The organism is Candidatus Chlorohelix allophototropha (assembly GCF_030389965.1).
Classification (GTDB): domain Bacteria; phylum Chloroflexota; class Chloroflexia; order Chloroheliales; family Chloroheliaceae; genus Chlorohelix; species Chlorohelix allophototropha.
In genome coordinates, this window is the sequence record NZ_CP128399.1 from 1,768,516 (window position 1) to 1,795,459 (window position 26,944).

Genomic DNA, 26,944 nt, shown 5'->3' on the forward strand with positions numbered 1-26,944 from the left:
ACAAGGGCTTATTGCTAACTCGTAAAGATGGCATTATCGTGTTACAGTATGCAGGAACCATTACTTTTCGACTTATTGGATTTAGCTAGAATTATTTTTAATAATCACCTTGTGAGTAGTCGCGCTTTGCTGAACCAATTGGAAAATGAAACAATGAGACCCTTGAAAAAGGAAGTGGAATAATGATTCCTGCACTTGAATTGGTTTATGCCTCCTTTTCCCTCTATATTATTGCCGCGATACTGGCGCTGGTACTTATCCGCCTACCTCACCAAGTTATATTATTGGGTTATGGCTTAGCCACACTAGCTTCTATTCTAGGTTTAGCGGCTGCCATCTTGTTTCTTTTAGAGCCACAGCCTCAACGTGTGGTGTTTTTTACAATAATTGATTTTACCGCAGCGCGTTTTGAGATTTTATTGGATCCATTAGCGGCTTTCTTCCTCCTAATAATAAGTTTGGGTGGTCTGTTGGTTTCAGTATATGCAATTGGTTACAGCCAACAATATATTGAGCAGGGCAAAAATGTAGCCCTATTAGTAGCAGGCTATAACCTTTTCTTTCCTGCAATGCTCGCCGTGGTGATGGCAAATAACGGAATGATGTTTTTGATTGCTTGGGAGCTAATGTCACTGCTCAGTTATTTCTTGGTTAGCTTTGAACATGAGGAAAAGGAAGTACGCAAAGCCGGGATAATCTATATTGTTACTACTCATTTTGGCACTGCTTTTATCACAGGCGCATTTTTAATTTTATTTCTGGCAGCGGGGCAAAGCTTCTCTTTTGACGCTTTTCGAGGAGGCGTGCGAACAAATCTGGCGGAATCCGCCCGCAATTGGGTTTTTCTATTTGCGCTAGTGGGCTTTGGCACTAAAGCGGGTCTTATGCCTATGCATTTTTGGCTACCACGAGCACATCCGGTGGCGCCTAGCCCTATTTCTGCATTAATGTCCGGGGTTATGATCAAGACGGCAATTTATGGTCTGGTACGAGTGAGTTTTGATTTCCTTTCAGGTCAGGGTATAGCGTTGACCAACGGAGGATTACCCGAAACCCTAAGATTTATCCCCCCGGTTTGGTGGGGAACCGTTTTGATAGTCATCGGTTTGGTTTCCTCAGTTTTAGGGATTTTGTATGCAATGGTGGAAATCGACCTTAAAAAACTTCTGGCTTTCAGCAGTATTGAAAACATGGGTATTATCAGCGTAGGACTCGGTGCCGCTCTGTTGTTCCACTCTCTTCAAATTCCTCACGGGGAAGAACTGGCAACATTGAGCCTATTTGCCTCCTTTTTCCATCTTCTCAACCATACAGTGTTCAAAGGAATATTGTTTATGGGGGCGGGGGCAGTAATACATGCGACTCATACTCGTAATCTGGAACTGATGGGCGGGCTTATAAAGCGAATGAAATGGACTGCACTCTTTTTTCTGGTCGGGTCGCTGGCTATCTCCGGTTTGCCTCCTTTTAATGGTTTTGTGAGCGAGTGGCTAACCTATCAATCGTTATTGGGTTTGGTTGCCTATTCTCCTGAAATCTGGCAAAAAACGCTTGGCACGCTGGCATTGAGCGGTCTGGCGCTTACCGGAGCGTTGGCGGCTACTACATTCATCAAAATTTTCGGAACCGGCTTTTTGGGTCAACCCCGTAGTGTGCCCGCTTCAGAGTCTCATGAGGTTGGTCGTAGTATGAGGTTTGGGATGGGCTTGGGCGCTTTTCTGGCAATTACTTTAGGTTTGGGAGCTAACGGAGTTTTGGCGCTGCTAAAACCTGTTCTGGAACAATGGACGGGAGTGGGTAGCACCCACCCGCTCAGTTCAAATCTGTATTGGAGTCTTCAGAGTGCGATTCCTAATAACCAAACTTCAAATGAGGGAGTGGTTCCCTTCTTACTTTTGTTATCACTGCTCTTGGCTATAGTAAGTTGGCTAGTGATACGTTGGTTGCTTGGGCGTTCCAGACGCACTGTAGATGAGACTTGGGCTTGTGGAATCGAGTTAAAGCCCACTATGGGATACAACTCTATATCCTTTGTTAGCCCGCTTCGTCGCGTTTTCCAATTAGTGTTGCAACCCTTCCGCGAGATTAAAGTAACTTATATAGTTGAACCTTATTTTGTTGAAAAAATTGAGTACCGGAGTGGGATTAATTCGCTATTGCAATCAGATGTTGTAAAACTGATACGCAAGGGTTTTTCTGTGGTTACCACTCAGATAAAAACCATTCAGAATGGCAGCATTCGTTTGTATTTAAGCTACATTTTGATAACTCTGGTCATTTTATTAATCTTTGCACGCTAATTGTATTTGCTCAAGCTAGATTAGAAAGGTTCTCTTTCTACTGATATGATTGTAAACTTGCTGTTTTCGCTGGTCGGGGCTTTAGTACAACTGGCTTTCGTATTATTGTTTGCTCCGCTGGTACAAGGGTTCATCAAAAAGATTAAGGCACGTCTACAGGGTCGGCGTGGTCCAGTTTTGCTCCAGCAGTATTACGATATTGGTAAGTATCTGAATAAAACTGAAATCCTCTCAGAGCATTCCAGTTGGATTACCAGAGTTACCCCTTATCTAGTATTTGGCTGCATGGCAGCGGCGGCTATGATGTTGCCCCTAGTTGGTCTTTCTCCGTTACGCTCTGCTGACGATATTATCCTATTGATCTATATTTTTGGTCTGGCTAGAGTGTTTACGGTGCTAGGAGGGTTGGACGCAGGAAGCGCTTTTGGTGGGATGGGTAGCAGCCGCGAAATGATGGTTTCAATGTTAGTAGAACCGGGTTTATTACTGGTTTTGTTTGCCTCTGCTCTAAGAGCCGGGTCTACCGGGCTTTCAGGTATAGTTACTCACTTATCCAACGGTGGTATTAGCACTATTACGCCCTCTCACTTAATGTGCGCTTTTGCCTTGTTTGTATTGATAATCGCTGAAACCGGTCGCCTTCCGGTGGATAACCCCGACACTCACCTAGAACTTACTATGATCCACGAAGGAATGCTCCTAGAATATTCCGGTCGTTTGCTGGGGCTGATGTTATGGGCAACTTCCATTAAACAACTGTTGTTTATAAGCCTTTTTGTAAATCTTTTCTTACCATGGGGCATAGCCACTACCGCTGATATTTCTTCTTTATTGGTGGGTGGCTTGGTTTATATCTTGAAAATAGGGCTGGTTGCGGTGGGGCTTGGGGTGGTTGAAATGCTGACTCCTAAAATGCGTTTATTCAGATTACCTCAGTTCATGCTCACTCCTTTCTTGGTAGCTTTTCTGGGGATCATTTCAGATTATGTGGTGCGGTAACGTGGGGAGATGTAATAGATGAGTTCAGAAAGAATATTAGATTTCAGCACCCTAGTTCTTTTATTCAGTACCGGTCTGCTTGTGATCAACCGACGGCTTAACCTAGCAATCATGCTGGTAGCTTTTCAATCTTTAATATTGGCTTTCATTTCCTTCTTGGTTGAGCAAGCCAGCGGTTTGGTCGAACTCTATTTTGTAGTGGCATTAACGCTGGTAGTGAAGGTAATAGGCGCTACCATAATATTGAAATTTGTCTTGCGCCGAGTTAAAAACCAGACAGAAAGAGGAATAATTGGTAGAGGACTATCTACAGCTATAGTCGTTGGACTGATAATGGTTAGCTATAACGCGGTGCGTCCCTTGAAACTTCCTATCGCTATTTATTCTCCTAATAGTTTGCCGGTAGCCCTCAGTATGTTGCTGATCGGGCTTTTTATTATGATCAGCCGTAAGAAAGCGCTTATGGAAGTGATCGGAATAATAACTATCGAGAACGGACTTTTTTTGGTGGCGCTTTCCACTACTTACGGAATGCCCCTATTTATTGAATTTGGCATTTTCTTTGATGTAATGGTAGGCGTTATAATGATGGGCTTTTTTGCCTTTCAGATTAACGCGATCTTCGATACGCTTAATATCGACGAATTGAGCAAGTTAAAAGGTTAAAATTATAAATGCCCATATCCCTGTATTTGATACCGATAGTGGCGTTACCTGCCGCAGTGCTGGCGTTGGTTTTGAGCCGATTACCCGGAACGGTTTTTGCTGTTACCTTAGTGGGTGTAGCCGGGCAAGTGCTAGCGGCTTTTGCTGCCCTAATCACCGCTCTATACGCTTTCAACTCTGGTCCATTAACCGGAGGATTCGGGTTGTTATATGTCGATGCCTTGAGTGGGTTAATCCTAATAGTAATTGCCCTAGTTTCACTATTGGCAATAACCTACTCAGTACCTTATATGGGCAGAGAGCTATTGGAAGATCATATTACTCTGACCAAGTTGGGTTGGTATTATTTTTGGTTTAATATCTTAACTACTGCAATCTATGCCACAGTAATTTTTAATAGCCTTGGCATAACATGGGTGTTATTAGAAAGCACTACTCTAGCCGCTGCTCCACTGGTTGGTTTTTACGGCAAACATCAAAGTCTTGAAGCAGCTTGGAAATATATCGTCATTGCAACGGTAGGTATTAGTTTTGCTCTTTTAGGAACCCTCCTCACTTATATGGCTTCGGTAAGCAATTTGCCTGAAAGTGGCTCTTCCCTTGACTGGACTTTCTTATTAAAGAATGCTGCTAATCTTAACCCCGACCTGATGAAATTGGCTTTTATTTTTATCCTCATCGGGTTTGGCACCAAAACCGGACTTGCCCCCATGCATACCTGGTTACCGGATGCGCATAGTCAAGCCCCTTCTCCAATTAGTGCGCTACTCTCAGGGGCTTTGCTCAATTGCGGTCTGTATGGAATTATGCGGTTTAATACCATAACGAAAATCACATTGGGACCAGAGTATTCTTCTACCTTGCTGATAATATTCGGGCTTATCTCTATCGGGATAGTAATACCGTTCATTTTAGAGCAGGATGATTTTAAACGCTTACTGGCTTATTCTAGTATTGAGCATATGGGTATTATTGTACTGGCAATAGGGATTGGGGGCGAAATAGGCGGTTTTGCTGCCGCTTTGCATATTTTAAATCATGCCATAGCCAAATCCCTAATGTTTTGTGTAGCAGGCGAGGTTACAGAGCGTTACCATACTCGTGAGATTCCAAAAATAAAAGGTGTGATAAATGCAAACCCTTTATTAGGAACGTTGCTTTTTGTGGGAACTTTAGCCATAACCGGAGTTCCTCCCCTCAATGTTTTTGTTAGTGAGGCACTGGTAGGGGCGGCTGCTTTTGCCAACAATAATCCTCTAGTGGGCTGTTTGTACCTTATTCTTTTAGCCTGCATCTTCGCCAGTTTGATACATCATGTGGTAGGCATGGCATTTGGTCGAGGCGAAAAGGCACATTATTTACCCAAGGTTGATTTATCCAACCATCCATTGATAAACAAAGGGGTCGGAAACAGCCTAATAATGGCAGGGATAACCGTATTTTCCGGTAGTCTTTCACCTTTTAAGCGCAAAGGGTTGCCCAACTGGCAATTTGCTGCCGCCGAAAAAAGGGAACCGAAAGCTACCCAAGCTCCTGAGTTAGAAACTGACCCTCTGACAAACTCAGATTCTCTTGACGAGAGACTTAAACTGGCAAACCGCTTTGCTAGTTTTATTCTTTTGGCTCCGGCTATAACATTGTTAGTACTGGGTTTGTGGCTGCCACCCTTTGCCCAAGAATGGTTTCATATGGTAGGAACAATATTAAAATGACAATTTTGCCAGCAGATAACCAAACTTCGAATTGGTCTTTGCCAACATTATTAGAGTTTGTGACAAATCTTACTGCCAGTTCCGAGGCTAATGTACAACTGCTCGGTGTTATCCATGACCGTGAAATTCATCTAAAAGTAAACCCCGCTGAGCTTGCCAACGTATGCGCGCAACTATTAAAAACCCTTCCACTTTATCTGGTGACAATGGTAGCGCTGGATGATCGGCAACGCAGCGGGTTTTACCAGATAAGATATATATTTGGTTTGGATGGTTGCGCCTATTTTCTCAGCGTAGAAGCACAACTGTCCAATGAGAGCCCCATGTATCAATCTATCAGCTTTTTAATGCCAGCCGCCAATTGGTACGAACGGGAAGCCCGTGACATGTTTGGTCTAATTCCGCAAGGGCATCCAGATCCGCGTCGGCTAGTTTTGCATCGGCATTGGCCGGATGGAATGAGAGCGCTTCGTAAAGATTTTGATGGCAATTACTTTCCACCTTTTGCACCGGATGATGAGGAATTTCGCAATCGCACGCAAGGCGAAGGAATTCTGGAAATCCCGGTTGGACCAATCCATGCCGGAATTATCGAACCGGGTCATTTTCGTTTTAGCTCGGTAGGAGAGCAAATTGTAAACCTTGAAGCACGGCTATTCTATACCCACCGGGGCGTAGAAAAACAGCTTGAGGGTTTGCCAGTTGGACGCGCGCTTTATTTGGTTGAACGCAACTGTGCTGCTTGTACGGTTTCTAGCACTTTAGCTTACTGTCAGGCGTTAGAACAATTAGCGGGCATTGAAATCCCTGAACGAGCAAGTATATTACGTTTAATCTATGCAGAGCTTGAGCGGCTTTACAACCATATAGGTGATATAGGTAATCTCTGCGCGGGTGTAGGTTTTCATGCCGGTATACAGGGTGGCGCGCTTCTAAAAGAAAAACTGATGCGGCTGAATGAAAAGGAATTGGGGAGTCGTTATCTATTCGGGCTGATCAAACCCGGTGGTGTGCAACGTGGTCTGAGCAATACCTCCGGCTTTTTTGTAAAGGAAAAGCTATGGGATTATCAAAACGAAGCTTACAAATTGCTACAGCTTGTCATGAACAAAGAAAGTGTCATGGAGCGTTTTGAAGGCGCGGGTATCCTCAAAAATAGCAGCGCTAGAGACCTCGGAGCGGTTGGTGTTGCTGCTAGAGCTAGCGGTGTAAATCGGGACGAACGACGCGATCATCCCTATGCCGCCTATAGTCTCCCTTACTTTCAGCCGGATCATATCCCGGTACTTGAGTCTGGAGATGTTAAGGCGCGGTTCATAATTCGAGCAGAAGAGATCACAGTATCATTTAAGCTGATTCTGGAAGCTTTGGATAGATTAACAGAAGGTCCTTTGTCAATACCGTTGGGAGAATTGCCGGCTTATGAAAGTGCTTTCAGCCTTACCGAATCTCCCCGAGGTTCCAATTGCCACTGGGTTATGACCGGTCCTAATAATACTATCTATCGTTACCGGATACGCACAGCCAGCTATTCTAACTGGGCAGTAGTACCTAGAGCTGTTTTGGATAATATTGTGCCTGACTTTCCGTTAATAAATAAAAGTTTTGAGCTATGTTATAGCTGCCTTGATCGTTAAGATTAACCAGATAATTGGATAGATTCATGCGGAAAAGGTTAGAAGGAACGGTTAAATGTTTATAAAATTAGGTGAAACAATTTTAAGCCGGGTAGCCACGGTTAACTATCCAAAAGAAAAACAGGTGTCGCCTGAGAACTTACGTGGTCGCCCCGATATAAATTTACAAAGCTGTACAGGAGAAGGCAACTGTAGCCTCGTTTGTCCCTCCCGCGCAATTTCGCTGGAACCATGGCGCGTGGATTTGGGCAAGTGCATTTTTTGCGGACTTTGTGCCGAGTCCTGTCCCTCAAATGCTATCAGAATGACCGGGGATTTTGAACTTGCCTCCCATCAGCGTTCTGCTTTGGTAGTAGCACAGGATGGTATCCCGGTAGAGGCAGCTATTACTGAGAAAACAATACAGCAACCGGGCGGAGCAGCACCCACAACCCAAACCAATGCTTCAGGGCGACCGCCATTACCGATGAGTTTAATCAGTCCTAGCGGCGATCTTGAAGTAATGAGCCAAGAGTTAAAAAACCGTATAACGCGACATTTGCAACGCTCTCTACATATACGACATTTAGACTGCGGGTCATGCAATGGGTGTGACTGGGAGTTAAATGCCTTACTAAATCCGGTACACGATATACAACGCCTTGGCTTTGATTTTGTGGCTTCTCCTCGGCATGCTGACGTTCTACTGGTAACAGGGGTAATGAATCGTAACCTGACAACCGCCGCGCTACGTACTTACAGGGCAATGCCAGAGCCTAGGTTGGTGGTGGCGGTTGGCGCGTGTGGTTGTAGCGGTGGGATATTTTCTTCTAACTATGCTGGTGGTGGCGGAATCAATACAGTCTTGCCCGTTGACGTATATATACCCGGATGTCCCCCTCGTCCGCAAGCTTTGATTTATGGGCTATTGCTAGCTGTCGGGCGTATTGCAGAGAGGGAGCAATAAAATACGGAAGACCCTATAACTAGTCAGTGTACTAGGTCAGGATGATGGGATAATTTCCCTTCTAAATAAGCTTCGACCGCTTCATCAATGCTCATTACATCGGTTAGAATAGCCCGGATGTTAGCCTGTTCCAACCTTTGCAGCATACCACTACCCATACCCCTCGATAGCACTACTTCGCAACCTGCAATTGACTCGATATTGTGTCGTTTGACCTCACCTGTAGGCGATTTGTTCTCTTGCCGGTTGATAACATTAAGGACACGACCGCTGTTACCGCTTGTGGCACTCAGCGAAGGAGTTTCGTCTATCGTTTCTCTATCTATAACTTCACGCTTAATAATTTTGCCTTCTTCAAGCGTTAGTACAACAAAATAGCGCGCTTTTCCGAAATGGGCACTGATTGAGTTCCCATTATTTGACACTGCTGCAATTTTCATAAATACCTTTCTGTTTCGTAGCTTTTGACACGATGTTTAGTTTTCGCTATGTTCATTACGGCAGCATGGTTCTTTCAATTCGCCATCTTCAAGTTGGCATTGCGGGTGGCATGGAACCGTAGCAAGGGGTATTGCATAGCGCACATTCGCTCTATCAACCGTTATATCCTCTGGAAGCTTCAAGCCGATATAACGCTTACGGCTTTGCCCACCGGTAAAGTTGTAGGAATACCAATAAGGTCCGTGTCCTTGGCGGTTGGCGCACTTGGTACAGTTTGTTTTACCACAGCGCACATACTCTTGTTTATAAATTGTTTTTACGTTTGAAACAGCCACAGGAGCACTGGTTATAGTCTGAGGTTGTACCAACCCATCCAACTTTTCCTGCAGCTTAAGCATTTCGTTGGCTAGCATTTCACACAAGCCTTCAAGTTTATAATTATTAGAGCAAATTTCCGCCAGAATCTCCAGTTGCCCAATTAATCGGGATAATGTGAGCGGGTTATCTTCCCTAGCGCCTTTCTCTGCAATATCGCAAAACCGCTTCATAAAATCGTACATAGCCTGCTCCCAATAAATTTAACGACTTCATTCAATTTCAAGAATAGCAGGTATTTAAATCTTAGTCAAGATAAACTTACTAAGAACTACTTATCAAACCCATAATATTGCATTTCAATGTATAAATAATGCGAGTCTTAGATTTTTACCGAATTTACATTGACTAAGATAAGCTAAATTTGCTACTATCTTATTTGTGATAACTATAATTATTTTACTAAGATAGAAGAATCACGGCACTCCTCAAGCAGCCAAGTAGTTACGAAATAAAAAATAGAAATGGTGCGGTAATGAAAACTGGCTTTCAACCTTTTGCGGTTTAAGCATAACCCCACCCGACCGTCTTTATTGGCGGAAGAAAGCGAGAAGTTTTATGGATACAATTATGATTACAATTGATTCGGTCAAAGAACGCTTTTACCAACAATGGGATAACAATAAGGAACTTGGTCCTGCTTGTTCTGCTACTCTATTCCAACTGGTCAACCAAGATGAAGTAGATAATATCGATTTGTTTTGCTATTACTTGTTCGGTCGTACCATGTCCTCCCAGAACATAAATGAAGCCTGGGAAACGGTAAAACCAGAAGTTGAAAAATGTATAGATAACATGCGCAACAACGGTATCCCGGAAGCCGATGAGGCTTTAAAGTTTTATCGTAGCGTAGTTAAGGAAAACTAAGCCTGCTTATTCTGCAAACACAACCGCGTTGGTTTGACTGGGAGTGGGTTTTTGCACTGCTAATCGTTTTCTGGTTGATTGTAGCAGTGCCTACCCATAATAGGAATATGTATCGGAAGGGTCAAGAAATCTTAGAATAACGCTAAAAATTCAAAATGAATAGGAATATAGCCTTAGCCATCTTGGTAGCCTTTATCCCTATTCCAACCCTAAAAGAGGGTTAGCAAAGCTACGACCCCAAAAGCGCAAATGATGAACCCAGAAATCCAGTTAATCCAGCGCATTATTTGAGGTGTAATCTTTTTGTGCAACAAGCCTAGCAAGGTTGTCATGACCACCCACCACAGCGAAGAACCGCTAAAAACCCCAACTATAAGTATTAATGTTGCTACGTAATCTCCGTTGGTACTACCTGCGCCTAGTCCTGCCAGTATTACCGCAAAAGAAATGATGGTCATGGGGTTTGTTAAAGTTAGTAAAAATGTGGAAAGGTATAGTCTAGATAGCTTTCCACCGCTATCCTTAGCTTCTCGCGCTACAGGGGCAGCAAGTGCTATTTTTATACCAAGATAGCACATAAATCCCCCTCCAATAAGGCGAAGCCAAAGGCTTTGCTCTACCAGCAGGCTTGATACAAAAGTAAGCCCGAATCCGCCAATTGCTCCATAAAGTCCATCCGCAGTTGCAACCCCTAGACCCGAAACCAATCCGGGCAGACTACCATAAGCCAGCGTTCGGCGCATTACTAACACCCAAATTGGTCCTACTGAGGCAGCTATCGAGAACCCAATTAAAAGTCCTCGCAAGAAAAATCCCAAATCCATAAAATTTCCTCCCGATAGTTTAAAAACAAAAACGCCAGACCTCACCTGAGATCTGACGCAACTTAGCTTTTTATCAAAGACAAAGCAAGCTAACCAGACCTCTTTTTCGGTTGGCTTTGCTGCTGGGTGCTAGTTCTTTTTTCAGTTGAAATTTCTAAACTACAAAAGCACATAATATTCCTGTCAAATTTTACAAATTATTTCGATGTTAGATTATCATACCATTAGTGATTAATCAATGTATAGAAACTAAAGAAATTGAATATATTTCTTGTATTTTTAAACAAATCCCACTCCTACTCAAGCTTTGTCACCCAATGAACTTTTCAAAATAACGTTTGTTTGAGCGCTTACTATGTGCCTATTTTAGATTTTGTTTTTCAGTACGGCGTTATAAGCAAACCATGCAATTTTAGGTTAAAATTATAAAAAGGGGCTTGACAAACTCTGTAAAGTGTTGTAAAAAGAGAATGAAGTTCATTCATTATTATGAATAAGGCTTCTATGGATAGTAAAACAGAAAAAAATGGACGTCACACAACTTAAACCAGAAGTGCCGCTTAGCGTGGCACAAAAAAAACTAGAGAAAAAACAGTCAATAATCGAGGCTGCCAGAGAGCTTTTTACTACTACCGGCTATGAATCAACTACTATTGCAGATGTAGCTCGTAAAGCGGGAGTGGCGGTCGGTACGGTTTATTTGTACTTTAAGAATAAATCTGAATTGCTCTATGCAGTCAAGGGTGATTGGGAGTACGAGTTTCTAGCCTTTTTACAGGATCCGGCTTTGCAGCAAATACCGCATTACATGCGGGCACGTCCTTTAATGGAAGCCTGTTTCGAACTGTGTAATCGGCAATCCGATATGATACAGATGATGGGTTTGCAGCCACAGGAAATCGGTGGTTGGGAGAAAACTATTTCTGATCCTATCCAAATAGGTATAAAAACGTTTTTTGATGAAGCAATTGCACTCGGTTATATGCGACCTATTGACTCACAGGCAGCTTCAGTTTTGGCTTTTGGAATGGTTAGCGATGCTCTTTACCAATGCTTCAATGTCGAAGGTGGCAAATCCGTATCGCGTTATATTGATGCGTTGGTGGATTTGCTGGATCATTGGCTTTTGATGCCACCATATCTGAACAAAGAAATTTAGCAACAGTTTTGCCCCGCTTAAAGGGGCTAATTTTTAGGCTTGTTTTTACTGAATGAAGCTCATTCACATCCGAAGAGCTTTAGTTGTGGTTTATTCGACCTTTTTTTTGCCCTGAATTCTCTGAATGAACTTCATTCGGATATTTTAACAACAACTAATTTACATAACTTATTACGAGGTGAGAGATGTACGCAGCTTTAGGAAAATTTATATATCGTTATCGTTGGTTTGTGTTAATAGCAGGCATTGCTTTTATGGTAGCGGCGGGTGTCTTTGGCACGAGTCTTTTTGGAATGTTAAAGGGCGGCGGCTATGATAACCCGGCTTCTGAATCTTTCAAGGCGGTTGGGACAATTCATGATCAATTGGGACAGGAAGACGCTTCGCTGGTGGTACTTTTCACTTCCAAAGACAATACTACTGTTGTGGATAGTCCAGCCTTTGCTCAAGGGGTTTCAGAAGTGCTTTCCAAATTGGATGGTAAACCTTACGTAGGTAAAATTACCAATTACTACAATTCAGGCGCTACTCAACTGGTTTCTAACAACAAGCTCAGCACCTATGCGATCATTACGTTGGCAGGTGATACTGAAGAACAGCAAAAGCATGCTAAAGAATTGCTTCCACTGCTAACTAGCGCTACTTTAAAAGTGCAGGTTGGTGGGCAAGCGATGGTGTATGAACAGATTAGCGAACAGGTTAGCAAAGACCTTGAAACGGCTGAAATGGCTACTTTCCCCATCCTTGCAATACTGTTAGTGCTGATTTTTGGTAGCCTGATTGCGGCGGCGTTGCCGCTGGCAATCGGTGGTATTGCCATCCTAGGCGCCTTTCTACTGCTGCGCGTTGCCGTTAATTTCACCGATGTCTCTATCTTCGCGATAAATATAATCACAATGCTTGGTTTGGGTTTAGCGATTGACTACAGCTTGTTTGTAGTGAGTCGCTTCCGGGATGAGCTAAAACGTTACAATGGTGATACTCGCGCCGCTTTGGTAAAAACCATGCAAACTGCTGGACGCACCGTAACTTTTAGCGGCTTGACGGTGGCTATCAGCTTGTTGAGCCTACAGGTATTTCCTCAAATGTTCCTGCAAAGTATGGGCTTGGGCGGCGCGGCAGCGGTACTAGTAGCGGTCATTGCTTCTATAACCATATTACCGGCTATGCTGGCGTTGCTTTCTCATCGGGTAAATGCCCTTTCGATTTGGTCAATCATTCACATTCGGCGTAATTCCGAGAAAAAGCTGGAGAATCGCGGCTTCTGGTATAACCTTAGCACCTTTGTAATGCGCCGCCCTGTCGTAGTGCTACTGTTCACTGTGCTTCCACTGATGTGGGTTGGTTTGCCATTCCTTCGGGTAAATCTGGCAACACCGGACGCGCGTAGCCTTCCTGCTACAGCCGAAAGCCGGATAGTAAGCGAGTATTTGAGCAATGAATTTCCGCGCAATGAAACCGTACCGATTCAGCTTGTCCTTAAAAGCAATAGCCCTATGTTGAATGCAGCTAATATTACAACGCTTTATGACTATACTCGTAAAATAGAAGCGGTTCCGGGCGTGCGTCGGGTTGATAGTCTGGTAACACTCGATTCTAGTCTCGATAAAAACGCTTATGTCGGTTTTTATTCGGATGCAGGTTTAGCGCAAAACCCACAAGCACAGATAGCGGCAACACATTACGCCAAGGGCAACTATGCCTTAGTATCGGTACTTTACGATAGCGACCAACATTCAGGTCAAGCGCAAGAACTGGTAAAAACAATACGTGGGCTAGGTGCGCCTGCCGGAATGACTCTTGAAGTGGGTGGCGAAACTGCCTATCTGGTAGATTTTCTTGCCAGCTTGGAAGAAAGCGTGCCCTTCGCCGTAGCGTTCATCGTGGCAACTATCTTCATCCTTTTGTTCTTGATGCTTGGCAGCGTGGTAATACCGCTCAAGGCAGTAATTCTGAATACATTATCGCTGTCGGTCAGTTTCGGGGCATTGGTTTGGGTCTTTCAGGACGGTAATCTCGCCAATGTGTTAGGCTTCACTCCGTTGGGCAGCATTGATGGCACACAGCCAATCCTAATTTTTGCCATCGCTTTTGGTCTTTCGATGGACTATGAAGTCTTTCTCTTGAGCCGGGTGAAAGAGCATTATGACCGCTTCGGCGATACCACTGCCGCCGTAGCGCACGGTATCCAGAAGACCGGCGGAATTATAACCAGTGCGGCAATACTATTGGTAGTGGTAATTGGCGGGTTTGCCGCCGGTGAAGTGGTGTTCATCAAGCAAGTGGGCGTGGGTTTGGCGCTGGCAATTTTGGTGGATGCCACTATAGTGCGGGCGTTATTGGTTCCGGCAGCGATGCGCTTGATGGGAAAATACAATTGGTGGGCACCTGCCCCTCTGGCAGCCCTCTACCGCCGCGCGGGACTCAGCGAAGTGGAACACGAAGACGAGTCCACCCCGCCAACTTCAGTGCAACCCTCGTTGTTTGGTTCACGCAGTTAAGCTTACAAATACATCTTTTTCAAGCGGGTAGCTCAGAGGCTACCCGTTTTTTATTTTGGTTATCCTGAATCAGTTTAAGCGAAAGTTTTAATAATTCGTCCTGATTTCTTGCTTTTTGTATCCTACAAAACTCACTTTTGCTCTATACTGTAAGCAGATTTTTCAAGAAAGCGAAGTATATACCAACCTTTTAAGACCTTTTGGATTCGGAAAAGCACAGGAGGATCGGGTAATATGCTGCCGATTGAAACAATGCTGGGGCGGCTCGGCAGTCGCTTCACCCTCCACTTTCCGCGTGTTTCAGAGCGTGGCTTCCTGATGGGACCGTTGGGCAAATATTATGATCGCGCCTGGGATTTCAAGCTGGGAGTGCGGCTACAAAATACTGAAGATGGAAATATTTTAGAGAATTATTTGCCTTATACTTCATCTGGAACGGTTTTTAGTGAGGTAGAGCAGGAAATCACCTTTAACTCAATTAAGTGGACAGCACGAGATCGCGCTTACAACCTCAGTGCAGTATTTAAAGTTACTGCGCCTTTCTATCCCCGTGATACTATGCTCTGCACCGCTCCCTTCTTTTATATTGATGCGGAAATTTATGCCCCGCCTGATTCTGAGCCTGAATTGCTGGTAGGTTTGGCAGACCCGACCAGAGGTGTAAAAACTGAAGGGTATGCTGATGGTCTGCAATATACAGCTTCTTACCGTATGATTCCGGGTCATTGGGGACCGCGCCAACCGCAGGATAGCCTCAGTGACAAGCGTATTTTTGAAGCTCCCATCACCCTTTCTCTGTTACAGACCCCGGATGGCGCTATTTCAATAGATACGCAAAATGGGACAATTGGAGTTAAGGGTAACGGGGGAGTTGTAAAAGCCTCTTTTATACTTGCGACTTTTCTGGCTGAACCTGTACTTGAAGTGGGAGGTGAGCCTTACCGCTTTAAATACCTCGACTTTTTCAAGAATATTGAGGAAGTGTGGTTTTACGCCCGTAGTAATGAGGCAGAAATTCGCCGTAAAACTGCCCTGTTCGACAGTTTGCTAGCGGATAGTTCGCTGGATGCCGGCACTCGAAACCTCATAGCTTTCAGTTTTCAAAGCTATATTCCTAATAGTTGGTGGGCTATTCCGGGGCAAAATGCACAGCCGGAATGGTATAGCGTCTGGGAGGGCAATTGTACTTTCCATTCGACAGTGGATGTTGAGTATAATCTCGCTTGGTTCTACCTATTATTGTGGGATGAACTACTCGAAATGACGCTGGCGGAGTGGCGCAAGCATCTCAAGCCTGTATCGGAAGAAGCTGCTTTTATGAGTCACGATATTGGGGCATTACTCGGCTCAAATTGCCAAGCTTATCCGCATGAAATGGAAGTGGAGGAGAGCGCAAATTTTATTCTACTTGCCTATGCCTTATGGCGATATTCTGCCCGCCAAACGGTACTACTCGATAATCGGGAGGCGATTGTTCGGTTGTCGCGCTATATCCTAAAAAGTGCTACCACTACCAGCGGCTTTCCTACCACCGGCACTGCCAACACCGTAGATGATGCTTCTCCTGCCGTTCAATTCGGACGCGAGCAAATTTATTTGGGCGTTAAAGCGTTGTCGGCTTTGCATGTTGCCGCCCTGATGCTGGAAGAAAGTGACAAAAAGCTGGCGAGGGAATGCCGCGCTAGAGTTAGGCTTATCTGCCAAACTTTGGAGGAACAGGCATGGCTAGGCGACCATTTTGCAGTATGTCTCGATCGCACCACAACGGGTCTTATAAATCCTTGGAACGGGCAATCACTAGAGGAGGGCGAGTTGGAGGGTTGGAACGCTTACTCGCTTTATACTTCAAATGGCTTGCTGTATTTGCTGGCAAGCGGCGCACCCCTACCGCCGCTTAATCTTGATTTGTTCCGCCGCGATATTTTGGAAGCGCGCCGTGCCAGTCTTATTGAATATGGCTGTACTCATAGCAGTTCCGATCATTCGCATATCTGGATCAGCCAGAATCTACATCGTGACCTAACCGGGGCTTATTTGGGTATTGACCCTGCCGATTTACCCTCACGTTATTGGGCGTTTGAACAATTTGAAAATAGTATGGGGCGAGGTGGCTGTTTCGTGGATACCTATGGCTCAAATCATTTACATTATTACCCACGTGGTGTTACTTCGTTGGGTTTACTTGCGGCATTTTCCGGCGCAAAATTTGACCGTGTTGTCGGTAAGCTAGAATTTGAGCCGGTACGAGTACCCTTGAAAGTACCTTTATTAGCGCTTGCAGACTGGGAAAAGGGACATATCCCGTTTGTTGGGTATAAACTTAAAAAAAATAAATTTAGACGTTCGATAACTTTTCCTGAACTGGTAGAGCCTTATTTGAAAAAGGCAAATAATAGCCGGAAAAGGAAAAAGAGTAATTGATAAGATAAATTTGCCACCGTACAGATTTAAATTTGTCCCAAGGAAAAAGGGATAAAAGCAACGGAAATAGGCATAGAATGATTGGTAAAATGGTCTAGCAAGGCTAAACCGAGTGAAAATAAGCTCAAATCACAGCGCTCAGTGCGATGGATTATACTGACCCAGAGAAACTGGTTCAGACGCAGGTTTAGTGCTAAAAGGAATGGAACAGGCTTAAGCTGATAAAGCGAAGTATGTTTGGTTGTGGGAAATTGAAGCAACGGGTATTAGCGTAGGCTTTCCAGATGCAATGTCTGGTTGGGGTGGTACAGCGAGGTTGCCGAAGATATTGCTCGAATCGAAGCTTTTGCTTGTTTTTGTTATTCTCTGAAAAGCCTTGTATCCCTAGCTGGATGCCTTGAAAAACTGAGTCACTTCACTTTCCAGTGAATTCCAGCGAAGAGCAGGTGTGAAGTTGGGGTAACGGGATGTTTAGGGGCAGTAGAAAGGCTGCGCAGCACCACCTGATCGGTGGACGCAAACGCTTGCGCCACTTTTTGACCTAGGAGATGGAGCGGTGGAGCGAATGGGCGAGAGTAGGGTGAGACCACTCAGGATGTTGCTGCTGCTGCTACCGGAGTTGGATTCGGTCAGCTTGCCAGTGCATTTCATTTTGCAGTGTTTTAATCCTTTCACCTACTTCTGGACAGCGAGCAATCGATGTCATAAAACTGACTATCAATACTGTTACTTGTGTAGCTGATGCATATGCCGCGGTAAATGCCAACGCCGAGGGCTCGTGTGCTAGAGTTCCAGTCTAACAAAGGTTCTTTCAAGGGTTACGGGTAAAATCTTCATCTCTGTTAATTTTCCTAACAGTTAATGATTATTCTCGAAATAAGTTCCTACAATATTTATATGTGATTCTTGAGGCATGCTGGATAATTGTACCGGGGCAGCATCCATTACTACTGGTTGTTTGCTATTCTTTCTCGCGCTGAGCATAAAAGGTTTTTCTATAGCCAGATAAAATATGGTGCCAAGCAGGAAAACTCCAACGGATGTATAAAGCAAGACTTGTAGGAAACGCTGCTCCACTGGGAGTGCTTCAATTTCAGGATAACTTTTAATCAGATATATCAAAGGCATGTGCCATAAATAAACCGAATAGCCGATAATGCCTATTATGCGCAAAGGGGTTATGCTGAATATATAGCGCCAAAAATTACTGCCGAACAATACACCCATTATGAACAAGGTTATCCCTATACCATAAAGTATCCTTCCAGCATAATACTGGATAATTAAGCTACTATCGTTTCTAAGTTCAAACAAAAGCGATAAAATCAGGGCTAATCCGATTATGAAGTAAAAGTTTCCAGCTATTTTTCCGGTAGCTATTTTAAATATTTTCCCAGAAGGGATATTTAAGCGATACCGTGTATATACATTTGCAACTGCTATTCCAAGTGCAAAAAAGGAGATATAGCCGAAAAATTGATTTGATAGAAAATAACGTATGGTTTCACTATCAACTGAGAACCTAGCAACAGAACTTTGATATATAGCAACAACAGGGTCGAGCGAATATTTACATAAATATAACCACAGGATGTTTGCAATAATAGCAAAAGGTACCGCTATTATCCAGCGATTACGAAGAAATAGTGGTATAGCCCAAGGTAATACTAAATAAAATATCATCTCAATTGTTAGTGTCCATAATGACCCGTTAATAGTGTAATCGCCAGACGATATAGGAAACAAATATTGAGTAAAGGTTAGGTGCGCTCCTAAGGCAAAAAATCCATCGCCACTGAAAACATAGGCAGAAGGTATATATTTTGGGGTAAAGAACAGCAACATAAAAAAAAGACAGCTATAATAAGCAGGCATAATTCTGAAGAAGCGCAATCTAAAATATTTTCTAACACTGGGTCGAGGTTTATTATTGTAATCAGCAGAAAACCAATTCTGTGCTAATAAGAAGCCGCTAAGAGCAAAGAAAAGAAGGACACCGGTATGCCCTGCGCTGATTAAAAAAGTCCAATGAGTAATATTCCCGGAAAAAGGTGATTTAAAGGTTAGTTCTGGACTACCCGATAAAACCCAGCAGTGGAATACAAGGACTTGTAAAACTGCAATAGCACGGATTCCATCCATATAAGCCAAAGGTTCTACTGTACCGGGCTTTACCACGAATATGTTTAATATTGATTGGTTTAACTTTTTTAGCAATTTTTTGATTCCCTCCGAATTACATTTGAGATAACTAAGTCCATAGTTGACAACTTAAGCGCCAACTGAATTTGTCAAGCTACTTATGCTGCTAATCAAAGTGGCCAATCTTCGGTAAAAACAATTGTTTGGCAACAAAAGCCTGTATTTTGTCCGAGTAGTAATTGCCAGAGCGGCCACATTTGAGAAAATTAAGGGCATAGCAGCCAAATTTGGTATGAAATCCAGCTAGAAATTCCTGATTTTGTACTTGACAAGTCCGTCAAATCTTTAAGTTGTCACTGATGAACTAAGTCAATAATAATTCATAAAGCTATAAAATGTAAAATAATATAAAGAGCCTCTACTGGATAGGGGCAGCGACTCTGTACAGACCATTAAGGTCAAATGCGGAAGGAGGGTAGCCGTCTTAAAGCTCTACTTCGCAGTAACCTGCCGAGCAAGCTAATTCTTAGGCTGCCTTAGTGAAGCCTTCGCTCTTGTAGCGATAAATCTTCGAGAAATCAACTTCGGCGAAAGCCCGCGTGAGTTTCAGCTTCGCGTGCATAAAGCGTTTGATACCATGGCGGCTAAGATTCTTTCCCGAAGCCTTCCTGAAAATATTGCATTGGTAACACACGCCGGAGTGATAAATATTTTATACTATCGTTTAAAGGGCTTGGAATGGAATAACAAAAAACCTGTCTTTCCAAGCACTTGCACCGGATTACATGAAGTGTGCTATCTTGAAGGTAATTGGAAAATAACTGTTGAGAACGATAGCACCCATTTGCGAACAAGAAAAAGATAATCCACGAATTAACCATTAGAAAGTACTATTGGTATGAAACTGAAAACTCTTACTTACCTAGATGTAGAAAATCTTGCGGATACTATCCTTGTTTTTCAGCGTGGTCAAGCTTATCTGGCTTCCGGTGCTGTGCTAAAATTCCGACTTGATTCCGGTGGTAAAAGCATCCAAGCCAGAGTAGCCGGAAGTGGTGATATTTATCAGGTAGAAATTGCCGAGGTTGGGGCTGACCTAGAAATAGACTGTACTTGTCCTTATGATGGCTACATTTGCAAACATGCCGTATCAGTGCTGCTTTATTATCTGAAAGAGAGGAGTGCTAATAGTTTTACGGACGAAGCTCAAGGGCAAGCAAGTCAAACCAACGTAGTATCGGCGTTGGGCAAAACGCTAGAAAGCATGGAACACATACAATTGGTAGAATTATTACTGCGACTAAGCGAGCAAAGCGATGCTTTTCGGCGTACCCTACTAGAAAATATCACTATTCCCAAACAGGTCATCCGGCAGCAGCCGAGTAACCCCACCGGATTACGCCGCCTCATGCACGAAATCACCCATTACTTCAGTCAATTGCCCCAGACCCTTGATGAATATTACGAGAGCGAGGAATTGGACGAGATAGATGACTTTTTTGAACAAATTGGCACTTTTAATCCGAACGACCAGCTAGAATTGCTAATACATTTAGTGGGAGCCGGGAACGATGTAATGGAGGAGTATCCTATTAACGCCGTGCAAATAGGACGAGCTTTAACTTTCTATGGTGAGGCTGCTGCTTTGATTTTTCCCTCTCCAAAGGAAAAGCAGGATCACTTTGATTGGTTGTTAAATACCCTATCAACTTTAGAAATCTGGGAGTATGGCGCTGAAAAAGAAGACCTCAAGGCTGGATTGGATGCGTTGGCAACAACCCCAGCGGATTATACTTACTTGCTAAAGCAATTTAAGAAACTTGCGGAAGAATACCCCGTTGTAACGGACTGGATTGCCAACTACTATCTTAAACTAGGCGATGATCTTAACTACCTAGCCATCCGACAGGCTAACCTCGTAAGCGAAGCGCATTACCTCCAATTGGCAGACTATTGGCGAAGCAAAGGTAATGAAGCTAAATATTTGGAAACGCTGGAAAGCTGGCTTGTTAGGTTGGAAGAAGATAAAACTCAACAACGCTCTACGCCATTTTCATATTCATCCTTACAAGGCTCTGGTAGCATCCTCGAACGGTTAGTAGAGTATTATTTGAAATACCATGACGACGAAAACCTGTTGCGTATTTTATTGGCTCAAGTCAACTATCTCAGACCTACCCTCGAACTATATCGAAAGGTAAAGGATTTAGCCGAACGCTTGCATAATTGGCAGATAGTCCGCAAACAATTCATAGAGTTGATTAACCCTTATGATCAAAGAACACTGGCTGAAATCCACTTGTATGAAAAAGATTGGCAAGCTGCAATAGATTTGGCTCGGCAGCAGACCGGCTACGGTCAGGAGGATATCAAAACTCTAGTAGCGCGTGGGGTGCAACAATATCGACCTGAAGTAGCAATCGAATTATACATGAGCCTAGTAGATTTTAATATTGAACGGGCAAACCGCAAATACTATCAGGAAGGCGCTAGATACGCCGCTCTTATAAAAGGAGTGTACCTAGAAATCTTGAAAGACCCGATTGGTTGGCAGCATTACATCAGTAAAATTAGAAGCGTTAACAGTCGTCGCCCGGCTTTACAGGATGAATTCAAAGCTTTATAACATATTTGCAATTTTGAACCTGAAAATTGCTATTAATGATAGCAGTCTACTATACTCTCCTGAAGCGGTATGTTATAATGCGAAATGATTGCTAATTGTGCGAAACAGATAACCATTTCCGGGGAAATCAAGAGCCTCATTTTGGTGTAGAGATTTTTGAAATAGGGGGCGAAAGAGGATTTGAGAGATTTATTCAGGAGAAACCCCAAGCAACCGGATGTTGCTGGTAACAAAACCGATAGCGATACCACAAAAGATAATGCACCTATGTTTAGCTGGAACCGCCAGCAACCTTCTAACAAACCGGTGCCAGAACAGCATAATATCCCCGATGACCTGTGGATTAAATGCACTAAATGCCATGAACTGATTTATACCAAAGAGTTTGAAATTAATAAAAAAGTCTGTAGCAAATGTAATTACCATACTCGCCTGAGTGCGCGTGAAAGGGTGACTTTGCTGGCAGATGACGACAGCTTTGAAGAGATGGATGCTGGATTAATCAATGCCGACCCGCTTGGTTTTGTCAGCATCGCAGAGCCACCATATCCCCAGAAAATGGCGCAAACCCGAAAGAAAACCGGGGAGAACGAAGCGTTAATAACTGGGCTATGTAAAATTAACGGGAAACCAATCGCGCTGGCAATTTGTAATTTTGCTTTCCAAGGCGGAAGTATGGGAAGCGTTTTTGGCGAAAAAATGGCGCGGGTAGTGGAGAAAGCCATCGAGAAACGAATACCGGTGGTGACTATTTCTGCCAGTGGTGGTGCACGTATGCACGAAGGTTTGTTTTCACTTATGCAACTAGGGAAAATCTCGGTTGCATTTGCGCGTTTGGGTCAGTTGCGCTTACCCCACTTCTCAGTTTTTACAGACCCTACTCTGGGTGGTGTTACTGCCAGTTATGCCTCGGTAGCTGACGTGATAATTGCCGAACCCGGTGCCTTAATCGGTTTTGCCGGTCCTCGTGTAATCGAACAAACTACCAAACAGAAACTTCCTCCCGGTTTTCAAACCGCAGAATTTATGCTAGAGCATGGTATGGTTGACCTCATTGTGCCTCGCCGCGAATTAAAAGATAGTATTGCCAATCTCGTCAACCTTTATATGCTTGCTCATAGCCGAAGTTATTCCCATGAGGTGGCTTATGCCGGGTAAAGAAAAAAAAGAAATCCCGACTAATAATGTTACTTGGGAAAAAGTATTATTAGCTCGTCATTCTATGCGCCCGCATGCGCTCGATTTTATGAACGGACTATTCAAGGATTTCGTGGAATTACATGGTGACCGCCGTTTTGGTGATGACAGTGCCTTGGTTGCTGGAGTTGCCAAATTCAACACTCGTTCGGTTATAATTATGGGACAGCAAAAGGGACGGGATACAAAAGAAAACATTGCCCGTAACTTTGGCTCAGCCCATGCTGAGGGCTACCGTAAAGCCTTGCGCTTATTTCAGCAAGCCGAAAAATTCGGCATGCCGATTATAACCTTTATTGATACCGGTGGAGCTTATCCGGGAAAAGCTAGTGAGGAACGCGGGGTTGGTCTTGCAATTGCAGAAAATCTAATGGAATTGTGTCGTGTAAAAGTGCCAACTATCGCGGTGGTAACCGGTGAAGGCGGAAGCGGCGGCGCATTAGCCATCGGTATTGCTGACCGCTTACTTATGCTCGAAAACGCCATCTATAGTGTGGCAAGCCCTGAAGCTGCCGCTACGATTCTTTGGAAGGACTCGGCACAAGCTCCTGCAGCGGCACAAGCCATGAAGATTACCGCAGAAGAATTAAAAGATTTCGGAATTATTGATGAGATTGTGCCTGAACCAGTAGGCGGCGCACAAACTGACCCTCCTGCTTTAATGGTTACTCTTGCTGAAGCTTTGGAACACCATCTCTCGGAATTGGAACAAGCGTTTGTTGTCAAAGGAGAGGCGGGAATTCAAGCGATGTTACAAGCGCGTTATAACAAATATCGGGCGATCGGGCATTGGAGCGAAGTTAATGTATTAGCCGGTGCGCGTGAATAACCAGTAAATTACAAAGGCAAAGTGTTATGTCACAACAAAAACAAACTGGAAAAGACACGTCAACAGTTACTCCTAGCCCTTCGCGGAATAATAGAAATTCCAAACAGAGCAGTTCCAAAAAAGAGGCGATGCGGCAACGCCAGCTAAAACGACGGCGAAATCAGATTATTCTGGTTGGTATTGGGGTAGTGGTAGTGGCTATTATCGGTATATTCACCATAGTGGCTCTTTCCACTCCCACTTCCTTTGATAAATTGCCCGCAAGCTCAACTCAGGATACGGACTATCTAACACTTGGCGCTGCCAATGCACAAGTTGCTTTGATTGAATATGCCGATGTACGCTGCCCAGCTTGCAAGCAATATTTTGATCAGGCTGATTCATCCATTAGAGATACTTTCGTCAAAACCGGACAAATCAAGTATATTTTCAGAAACTATACGGTAGTGGACGATATTTTACGTGATTCCGATTCGCAGCGTGGCGCTCAAGCAATTAGATGCGCCGCCGATCAAAAGCGTGGTTGGGATTTTCGAGATTCGATGTATGCCAATTACCGAGGTGAATCAACCGGTGTAATAACGGATAAAGTTCTTAAGGATCTTGCCAAAGCTCTTGGTTTGAATCAAGATCAGTTCAATTCATGCCTCGACACCAGTAAGTACAAGCAGGCGGTGGCTGATGAAAAAACCGCTGCTAAGGCTAAGGGTGTAAGCGGCACTCCCACCTTCTTCTTGAGCATCAACGGCGCTGAACAAGAGATCCAATATAGTACCTACGACGATATTAAATCTAAAATCGCCGCTGCCGTTCAGCAGAATCCACCGACTACCCCCAAGTAATTCAGAAACCGAGAGGGGGTTAGCCCCCTCTTTTGCATGGAATAAAGTATATGGCTACCAAAAATAAAATATCAATCGGTACAAATACTGTAGAAGAACAGAAGAATTTAGGCTACCTTTACGACTTGTTGGTAATAGTATTGTGTTTAGCCGGAGTTGGTATTGCCGGATATCTTAGTTACACTCGCCTTTTTGCAAAGGCTATTATTTGTGTTGAAGGCGGCGGTTGTGATACGGTCAATAACAGCCAATATGCTTTATTACTGGGTATTCCGGTATCTTTTCTCGGATTTGCAACCTATATTGTCCTAGCAGGTTTGGCAATGACTCGCTGGTTGATGGCACGTAGAAATAATACTTCGCTAACTTATAAGTTAGACTGGACTTTATTTATAATCAGTTTGGGCAGCCTTGTTTTTAGCGGTTACCTTATGTCTATGTCTTTCTTCGTTATAAAAGCCACCTGTATTTGGTGTTTATCCAGTGCTGGGATAATCACAGTTCTTTTTATTCTTCTGGCAATTCGCCTCTGGCGTTCGGTTGAAGAAATATAAACTCAAAAGAACCTGAAATAAAAACAAGGGGCTTTAACACCCCTTGCCTGAAACAATTATACTATTTGTGCAAGCCTTAAATAAAGAAATCGCCTGCTAATGGTGCGCCCGGAGTAACTGCGTACTGATCAAAATCGGTAACTCCGGCAGAAGCCAGAACTTCATCATCGATGCAGAAATTCCCGGTAAATTCGCGGCTAGGTTTAGTGAGAATGATATAGGCTGCATCTGCCATAATCTCAGGCATGCGCGAATGCTTCATCATTTCTTCCCCACCTACAATATTTTTGATCGCGGCAGTAGCAATTGCAGTGCGTGGCCAGAGCGCATTTACCGCGATACCCTCCGCTTTAAATTCTTCCGCCATTCCCAAAACGCACATGCTCATTCCGAATTTCGCCATTGTATAGGCAACATGCGGGGCAAACCAACGCGCTTCCATATTGAGTGGCGGGGAAAGGTTCAGAATATGTGGGTTCTGTGCCTGTTTCAGGTGTGGGATACAGGCTTGCGAAACCGCAAAAGTACCACGAGTATTGATCTGATGCATCAGGTCAAACCGTTTCATGGGGGTTTCGAGCGTGCCGGTGAGTTGGATTGCGCTGGCATTGTTAATGCAAATATCAATGCCGCCAAAAGTTTGGATAGTTTTATTTACCGCTTCTTGAATCTGTTCCTCATAGCGTATATCACACAAAACCGCTAAGGCTTTACCGCCCGCCGCTTCTATTTCAGCCGCCGCAGTGTGGATTGTGCCGGGTAACTTGGGATTTGGCTGATCGGTTTTGGCAGCAATTACGATATTTGCGCCATCTCTGGCAGCGCGCAAGGCAATTGCCAGCCCGATACCACGACTAGCACCTGATACAAAAAGTGTTTTACCCTTCAGACTCGCCATTGTGTCTTCTCCATAATTACTTGACATAATAATTATAAAAGCATGCCTGCATCAACTGTAATAATTTGTCCAGTCATGCTATCGTTTTTTGCCAGCATAATATAAGTTGCGGCGGTATCTGGAATACCCGGAATCTTTTTCAACGGTGAAGCTTGCTCAAATTGAGCAATTCGTTCTGGGCTATATTTTAAACCCCACCTAGTGAGCAACAGACCGGGTGCAACTGCGTTCACCCGAATATTGTCTGGGGCAAGGGCAAGGGCAAGGCAGCGTGTTAGGTGAATCATGCCAGCTTTAGAAGTACAGTAAGCAATGCTACTGCCCTTTGTGCCAAGTCCCGCTACCGAAGCGGTATTGATGATTACACCGCCATTATTTTGACGCATTATCGCGGCAGTAGCTCTAGCTAGGAAAAAAGGTGCTTTGGTATTGATATTCAGAATATCATCCCAATCTTCTTCGGAAAGTCCGTCAAGGTTGGTAAATGGTACAAATCGCGTTGTTCCGGCGTTATTTATCAAAATGTCCAATCTCCCAAAACTTTCGGCAGTGCTGTTTACTATGCGAATTACATCATCGAGCTTGCCGACATCTGCTTGGATTGCCTGAGCTTTCACGCCAAGTTCACGTAATTCGTCAACCGTTTCTTCCGCTTCCTGCTTTGATTTTGAGTAGTTAATAGCGACATTAACGCCCTCTTGTGCCATTTGCTTGGCAATTTCCTTACCCAAACCAGTCCCGCCTCCGGTAATCAGCGCGACTTTACCTTTTAACTCCATCCCCTTCCTCCTGAAATTGGTGGCATTTTGGTATGTTTTGAAATTTCATGTGTGCGGTGAATTGCTCAAATCATTATATAGTACCTTCCAAAATATGTCTTTTTTCAGGGATGTGGTATGTGACTGCTGCAAGAAAAGAATTACTCATTTCAATCTCATAATTCTTTTTCCGATTCACCAATCAGACCGTATATATAAGTGTAATCTTCAACCTTTGGTTCAGCTAAGT

At 43.9% G+C, this 26,944-nt stretch carries 23 protein-coding genes; 16 read left to right on the plus strand and 7 right to left on the minus strand.

What is annotated here, in order from left to right:
- Positions 1–182 precede the first annotated feature (182 nt).
- From OZ401_RS07625 to OZ401_RS07650, 6 genes are read left to right on the plus strand one after another with little or no spacing between them, the layout of a single operon-like run.
- Entirely contained in the window at positions 183–2,300 is a 2,118-nt protein-coding gene (locus OZ401_RS07625; RefSeq protein ID WP_341467627.1) for a proton-conducting transporter transmembrane domain-containing protein, read from the plus strand.
- Between the two features lie 45 nt (positions 2,301–2,345).
- Positions 2,346–3,299, plus strand: a complete 954-nt coding sequence (locus tag OZ401_RS07630) for a respiratory chain complex I subunit 1 family protein (RefSeq protein ID WP_341467628.1) — start codon at positions 2,346–2,348, stop codon at positions 3,297–3,299.
- An 18-nt stretch (positions 3,300–3,317) separates the two neighbouring features.
- Entirely contained in the window at positions 3,318–3,965 is a 648-nt protein-coding gene (locus OZ401_RS07635; RefSeq protein WP_341467629.1) for a hypothetical protein, read from the plus strand.
- An 8-nt stretch (positions 3,966–3,973) separates the two neighbouring features.
- Positions 3,974–5,677, plus strand: coding sequence for a proton-conducting transporter transmembrane domain-containing protein (locus tag OZ401_RS07640; protein ID WP_341467630.1), 1,704 nt, complete (start codon positions 3,974–3,976; stop codon positions 5,675–5,677).
- Positions 5,674–7,314 carry a hydrogenase large subunit gene (locus OZ401_RS07645; protein ID WP_341467631.1) on the plus strand — a complete coding sequence of 547 codons (1,641 nt, stop codon included), beginning with the start codon at positions 5,674–5,676 and terminating at the stop codon, positions 7,312–7,314. The genes OZ401_RS07640 and OZ401_RS07645 overlap by 4 nt, the downstream gene beginning before the upstream one ends.
- A gap of 55 nt (positions 7,315–7,369) precedes the next feature.
- Positions 7,370–8,260: an NADH-quinone oxidoreductase subunit B family protein gene (locus OZ401_RS07650; RefSeq protein WP_341467632.1), complete on the plus strand. Its 891-nt coding sequence runs from the start codon at positions 7,370–7,372 to the stop codon at positions 8,258–8,260.
- 23 nt (positions 8,261–8,283) lie between these two features.
- Here the strand turns inward: OZ401_RS07650 and OZ401_RS07655 are convergent, their stop codons facing one another.
- Positions 8,284–8,700: a NifB/NifX family molybdenum-iron cluster-binding protein gene (locus tag OZ401_RS07655; protein WP_341467633.1), complete on the minus strand. Its 417-nt coding sequence runs from the start codon at positions 8,698–8,700 to the stop codon at positions 8,284–8,286.
- 36 nt (positions 8,701–8,736) lie between these two features.
- Positions 8,737–9,261, minus strand: coding sequence for a DUF6788 family protein (locus OZ401_RS07660; RefSeq protein ID WP_341467634.1), 525 nt, complete (start codon positions 9,259–9,261; stop codon positions 8,737–8,739).
- A gap of 373 nt (positions 9,262–9,634) precedes the next feature.
- On the opposite strand from OZ401_RS07660, the gene OZ401_RS07665 reads away from it, so the two are divergent.
- Complete coding sequence (locus OZ401_RS07665) at positions 9,635–9,943, plus strand: hypothetical protein (RefSeq protein ID WP_341467635.1); 309 nt, start codon at positions 9,635–9,637, stop codon at positions 9,941–9,943.
- A gap of 209 nt (positions 9,944–10,152) precedes the next feature.
- Here OZ401_RS07665 and OZ401_RS07670 read toward each other — a convergent pair whose 3' ends face one another.
- Positions 10,153–10,767 (minus strand): LysE family translocator, encoded by a 615-nt coding sequence (locus OZ401_RS07670; protein WP_341467636.1) that lies wholly within the window; start codon positions 10,765–10,767, stop codon positions 10,153–10,155.
- Between the two features lie 526 nt (positions 10,768–11,293).
- Between OZ401_RS07670 and OZ401_RS07675 the strand changes: the two genes are divergently transcribed.
- The 3 genes from OZ401_RS07675 (at position 11,294) to OZ401_RS07685 (ending at position 16,848) form a co-directional block, all read left to right on the plus strand.
- A complete protein-coding gene (locus OZ401_RS07675; RefSeq protein ID WP_341467637.1) occupies positions 11,294–11,926 on the plus strand; it encodes a TetR/AcrR family transcriptional regulator in 633 nt (210 codons plus the stop codon).
- A 185-nt stretch (positions 11,927–12,111) separates the two neighbouring features.
- Positions 12,112–14,427, plus strand: a complete 2,316-nt coding sequence (locus OZ401_RS07680; RefSeq protein ID WP_341467638.1) for an MMPL family transporter — start codon at positions 12,112–12,114, stop codon at positions 14,425–14,427.
- Positions 14,428–14,661: 234 nt separating this feature from the next.
- Positions 14,662–16,848 (plus strand): glycoside hydrolase family 52 protein, encoded by a 2,187-nt coding sequence (locus OZ401_RS07685; RefSeq protein WP_341467639.1) that lies wholly within the window; start codon positions 14,662–14,664, stop codon positions 16,846–16,848.
- Between the two features lie 471 nt (positions 16,849–17,319).
- On the opposite strand, the gene OZ401_RS07690 is transcribed toward OZ401_RS07685, so the two are convergent.
- Both OZ401_RS07690 and OZ401_RS07695 read right to left on the minus strand, forming a co-directional pair.
- Positions 17,320–17,499, minus strand: coding sequence for a hypothetical protein (locus tag OZ401_RS07690; protein WP_341467640.1), 180 nt, complete (start codon positions 17,497–17,499; stop codon positions 17,320–17,322).
- Between the two features lie 207 nt (positions 17,500–17,706).
- Positions 17,707–19,065, minus strand: coding sequence for an acyltransferase family protein (locus tag OZ401_RS07695; RefSeq protein ID WP_341467641.1), 1,359 nt, complete (start codon positions 19,063–19,065; stop codon positions 17,707–17,709).
- A gap of 502 nt (positions 19,066–19,567) precedes the next feature.
- On the opposite strand from OZ401_RS07695, the gene OZ401_RS25885 reads away from it, so the two are divergent.
- The 6 genes from OZ401_RS25885 (at position 19,568) to OZ401_RS07720 (ending at position 25,038) form a co-directional block, all read left to right on the plus strand.
- Positions 19,568–19,855 carry a histidine phosphatase family protein gene (locus tag OZ401_RS25885; protein WP_425607613.1) on the plus strand — a complete coding sequence of 96 codons (288 nt, stop codon included), beginning with the start codon at positions 19,568–19,570 and terminating at the stop codon, positions 19,853–19,855.
- Between the two features lie 33 nt (positions 19,856–19,888).
- Entirely contained in the window at positions 19,889–21,616 is a 1,728-nt protein-coding gene (locus OZ401_RS07700; RefSeq protein ID WP_341467642.1) for an SWIM zinc finger family protein, read from the plus strand.
- 180 nt (positions 21,617–21,796) lie between these two features.
- Positions 21,797–22,774 (plus strand): acetyl-CoA carboxylase, carboxyltransferase subunit beta, encoded by a 978-nt coding sequence (gene accD / locus OZ401_RS07705; protein WP_341467643.1) that lies wholly within the window; start codon positions 21,797–21,799, stop codon positions 22,772–22,774.
- Positions 22,764–23,642, plus strand: a complete 879-nt coding sequence (locus tag OZ401_RS07710; protein ID WP_341467644.1) for an acetyl-CoA carboxylase carboxyltransferase subunit alpha — start codon at positions 22,764–22,766, stop codon at positions 23,640–23,642. The genes accD and OZ401_RS07710 overlap by 11 nt, the downstream gene beginning before the upstream one ends.
- Positions 23,643–23,668: 26 nt before the next feature.
- Positions 23,669–24,484, plus strand: coding sequence for a DsbA family protein (locus tag OZ401_RS07715; RefSeq protein ID WP_341467645.1), 816 nt, complete (start codon positions 23,669–23,671; stop codon positions 24,482–24,484).
- A gap of 50 nt (positions 24,485–24,534) precedes the next feature.
- Positions 24,535–25,038: a vitamin K epoxide reductase family protein gene (locus tag OZ401_RS07720; RefSeq protein WP_341467646.1), complete on the plus strand. Its 504-nt coding sequence runs from the start codon at positions 24,535–24,537 to the stop codon at positions 25,036–25,038.
- Between the two features lie 76 nt (positions 25,039–25,114).
- Here OZ401_RS07720 and OZ401_RS07725 read toward each other — a convergent pair whose 3' ends face one another.
- Together OZ401_RS07725 and OZ401_RS07730 are read right to left on the minus strand one after the other, a co-directional pair.
- Entirely contained in the window at positions 25,115–25,936 is an 822-nt protein-coding gene (locus tag OZ401_RS07725; protein WP_341467647.1) for an SDR family oxidoreductase, read from the minus strand.
- A gap of 32 nt (positions 25,937–25,968) precedes the next feature.
- Entirely contained in the window at positions 25,969–26,715 is a 747-nt protein-coding gene (locus OZ401_RS07730) for an SDR family NAD(P)-dependent oxidoreductase (RefSeq protein ID WP_341467648.1), read from the minus strand.
- Positions 26,716–26,944: the final 229 nt, after the last annotated feature.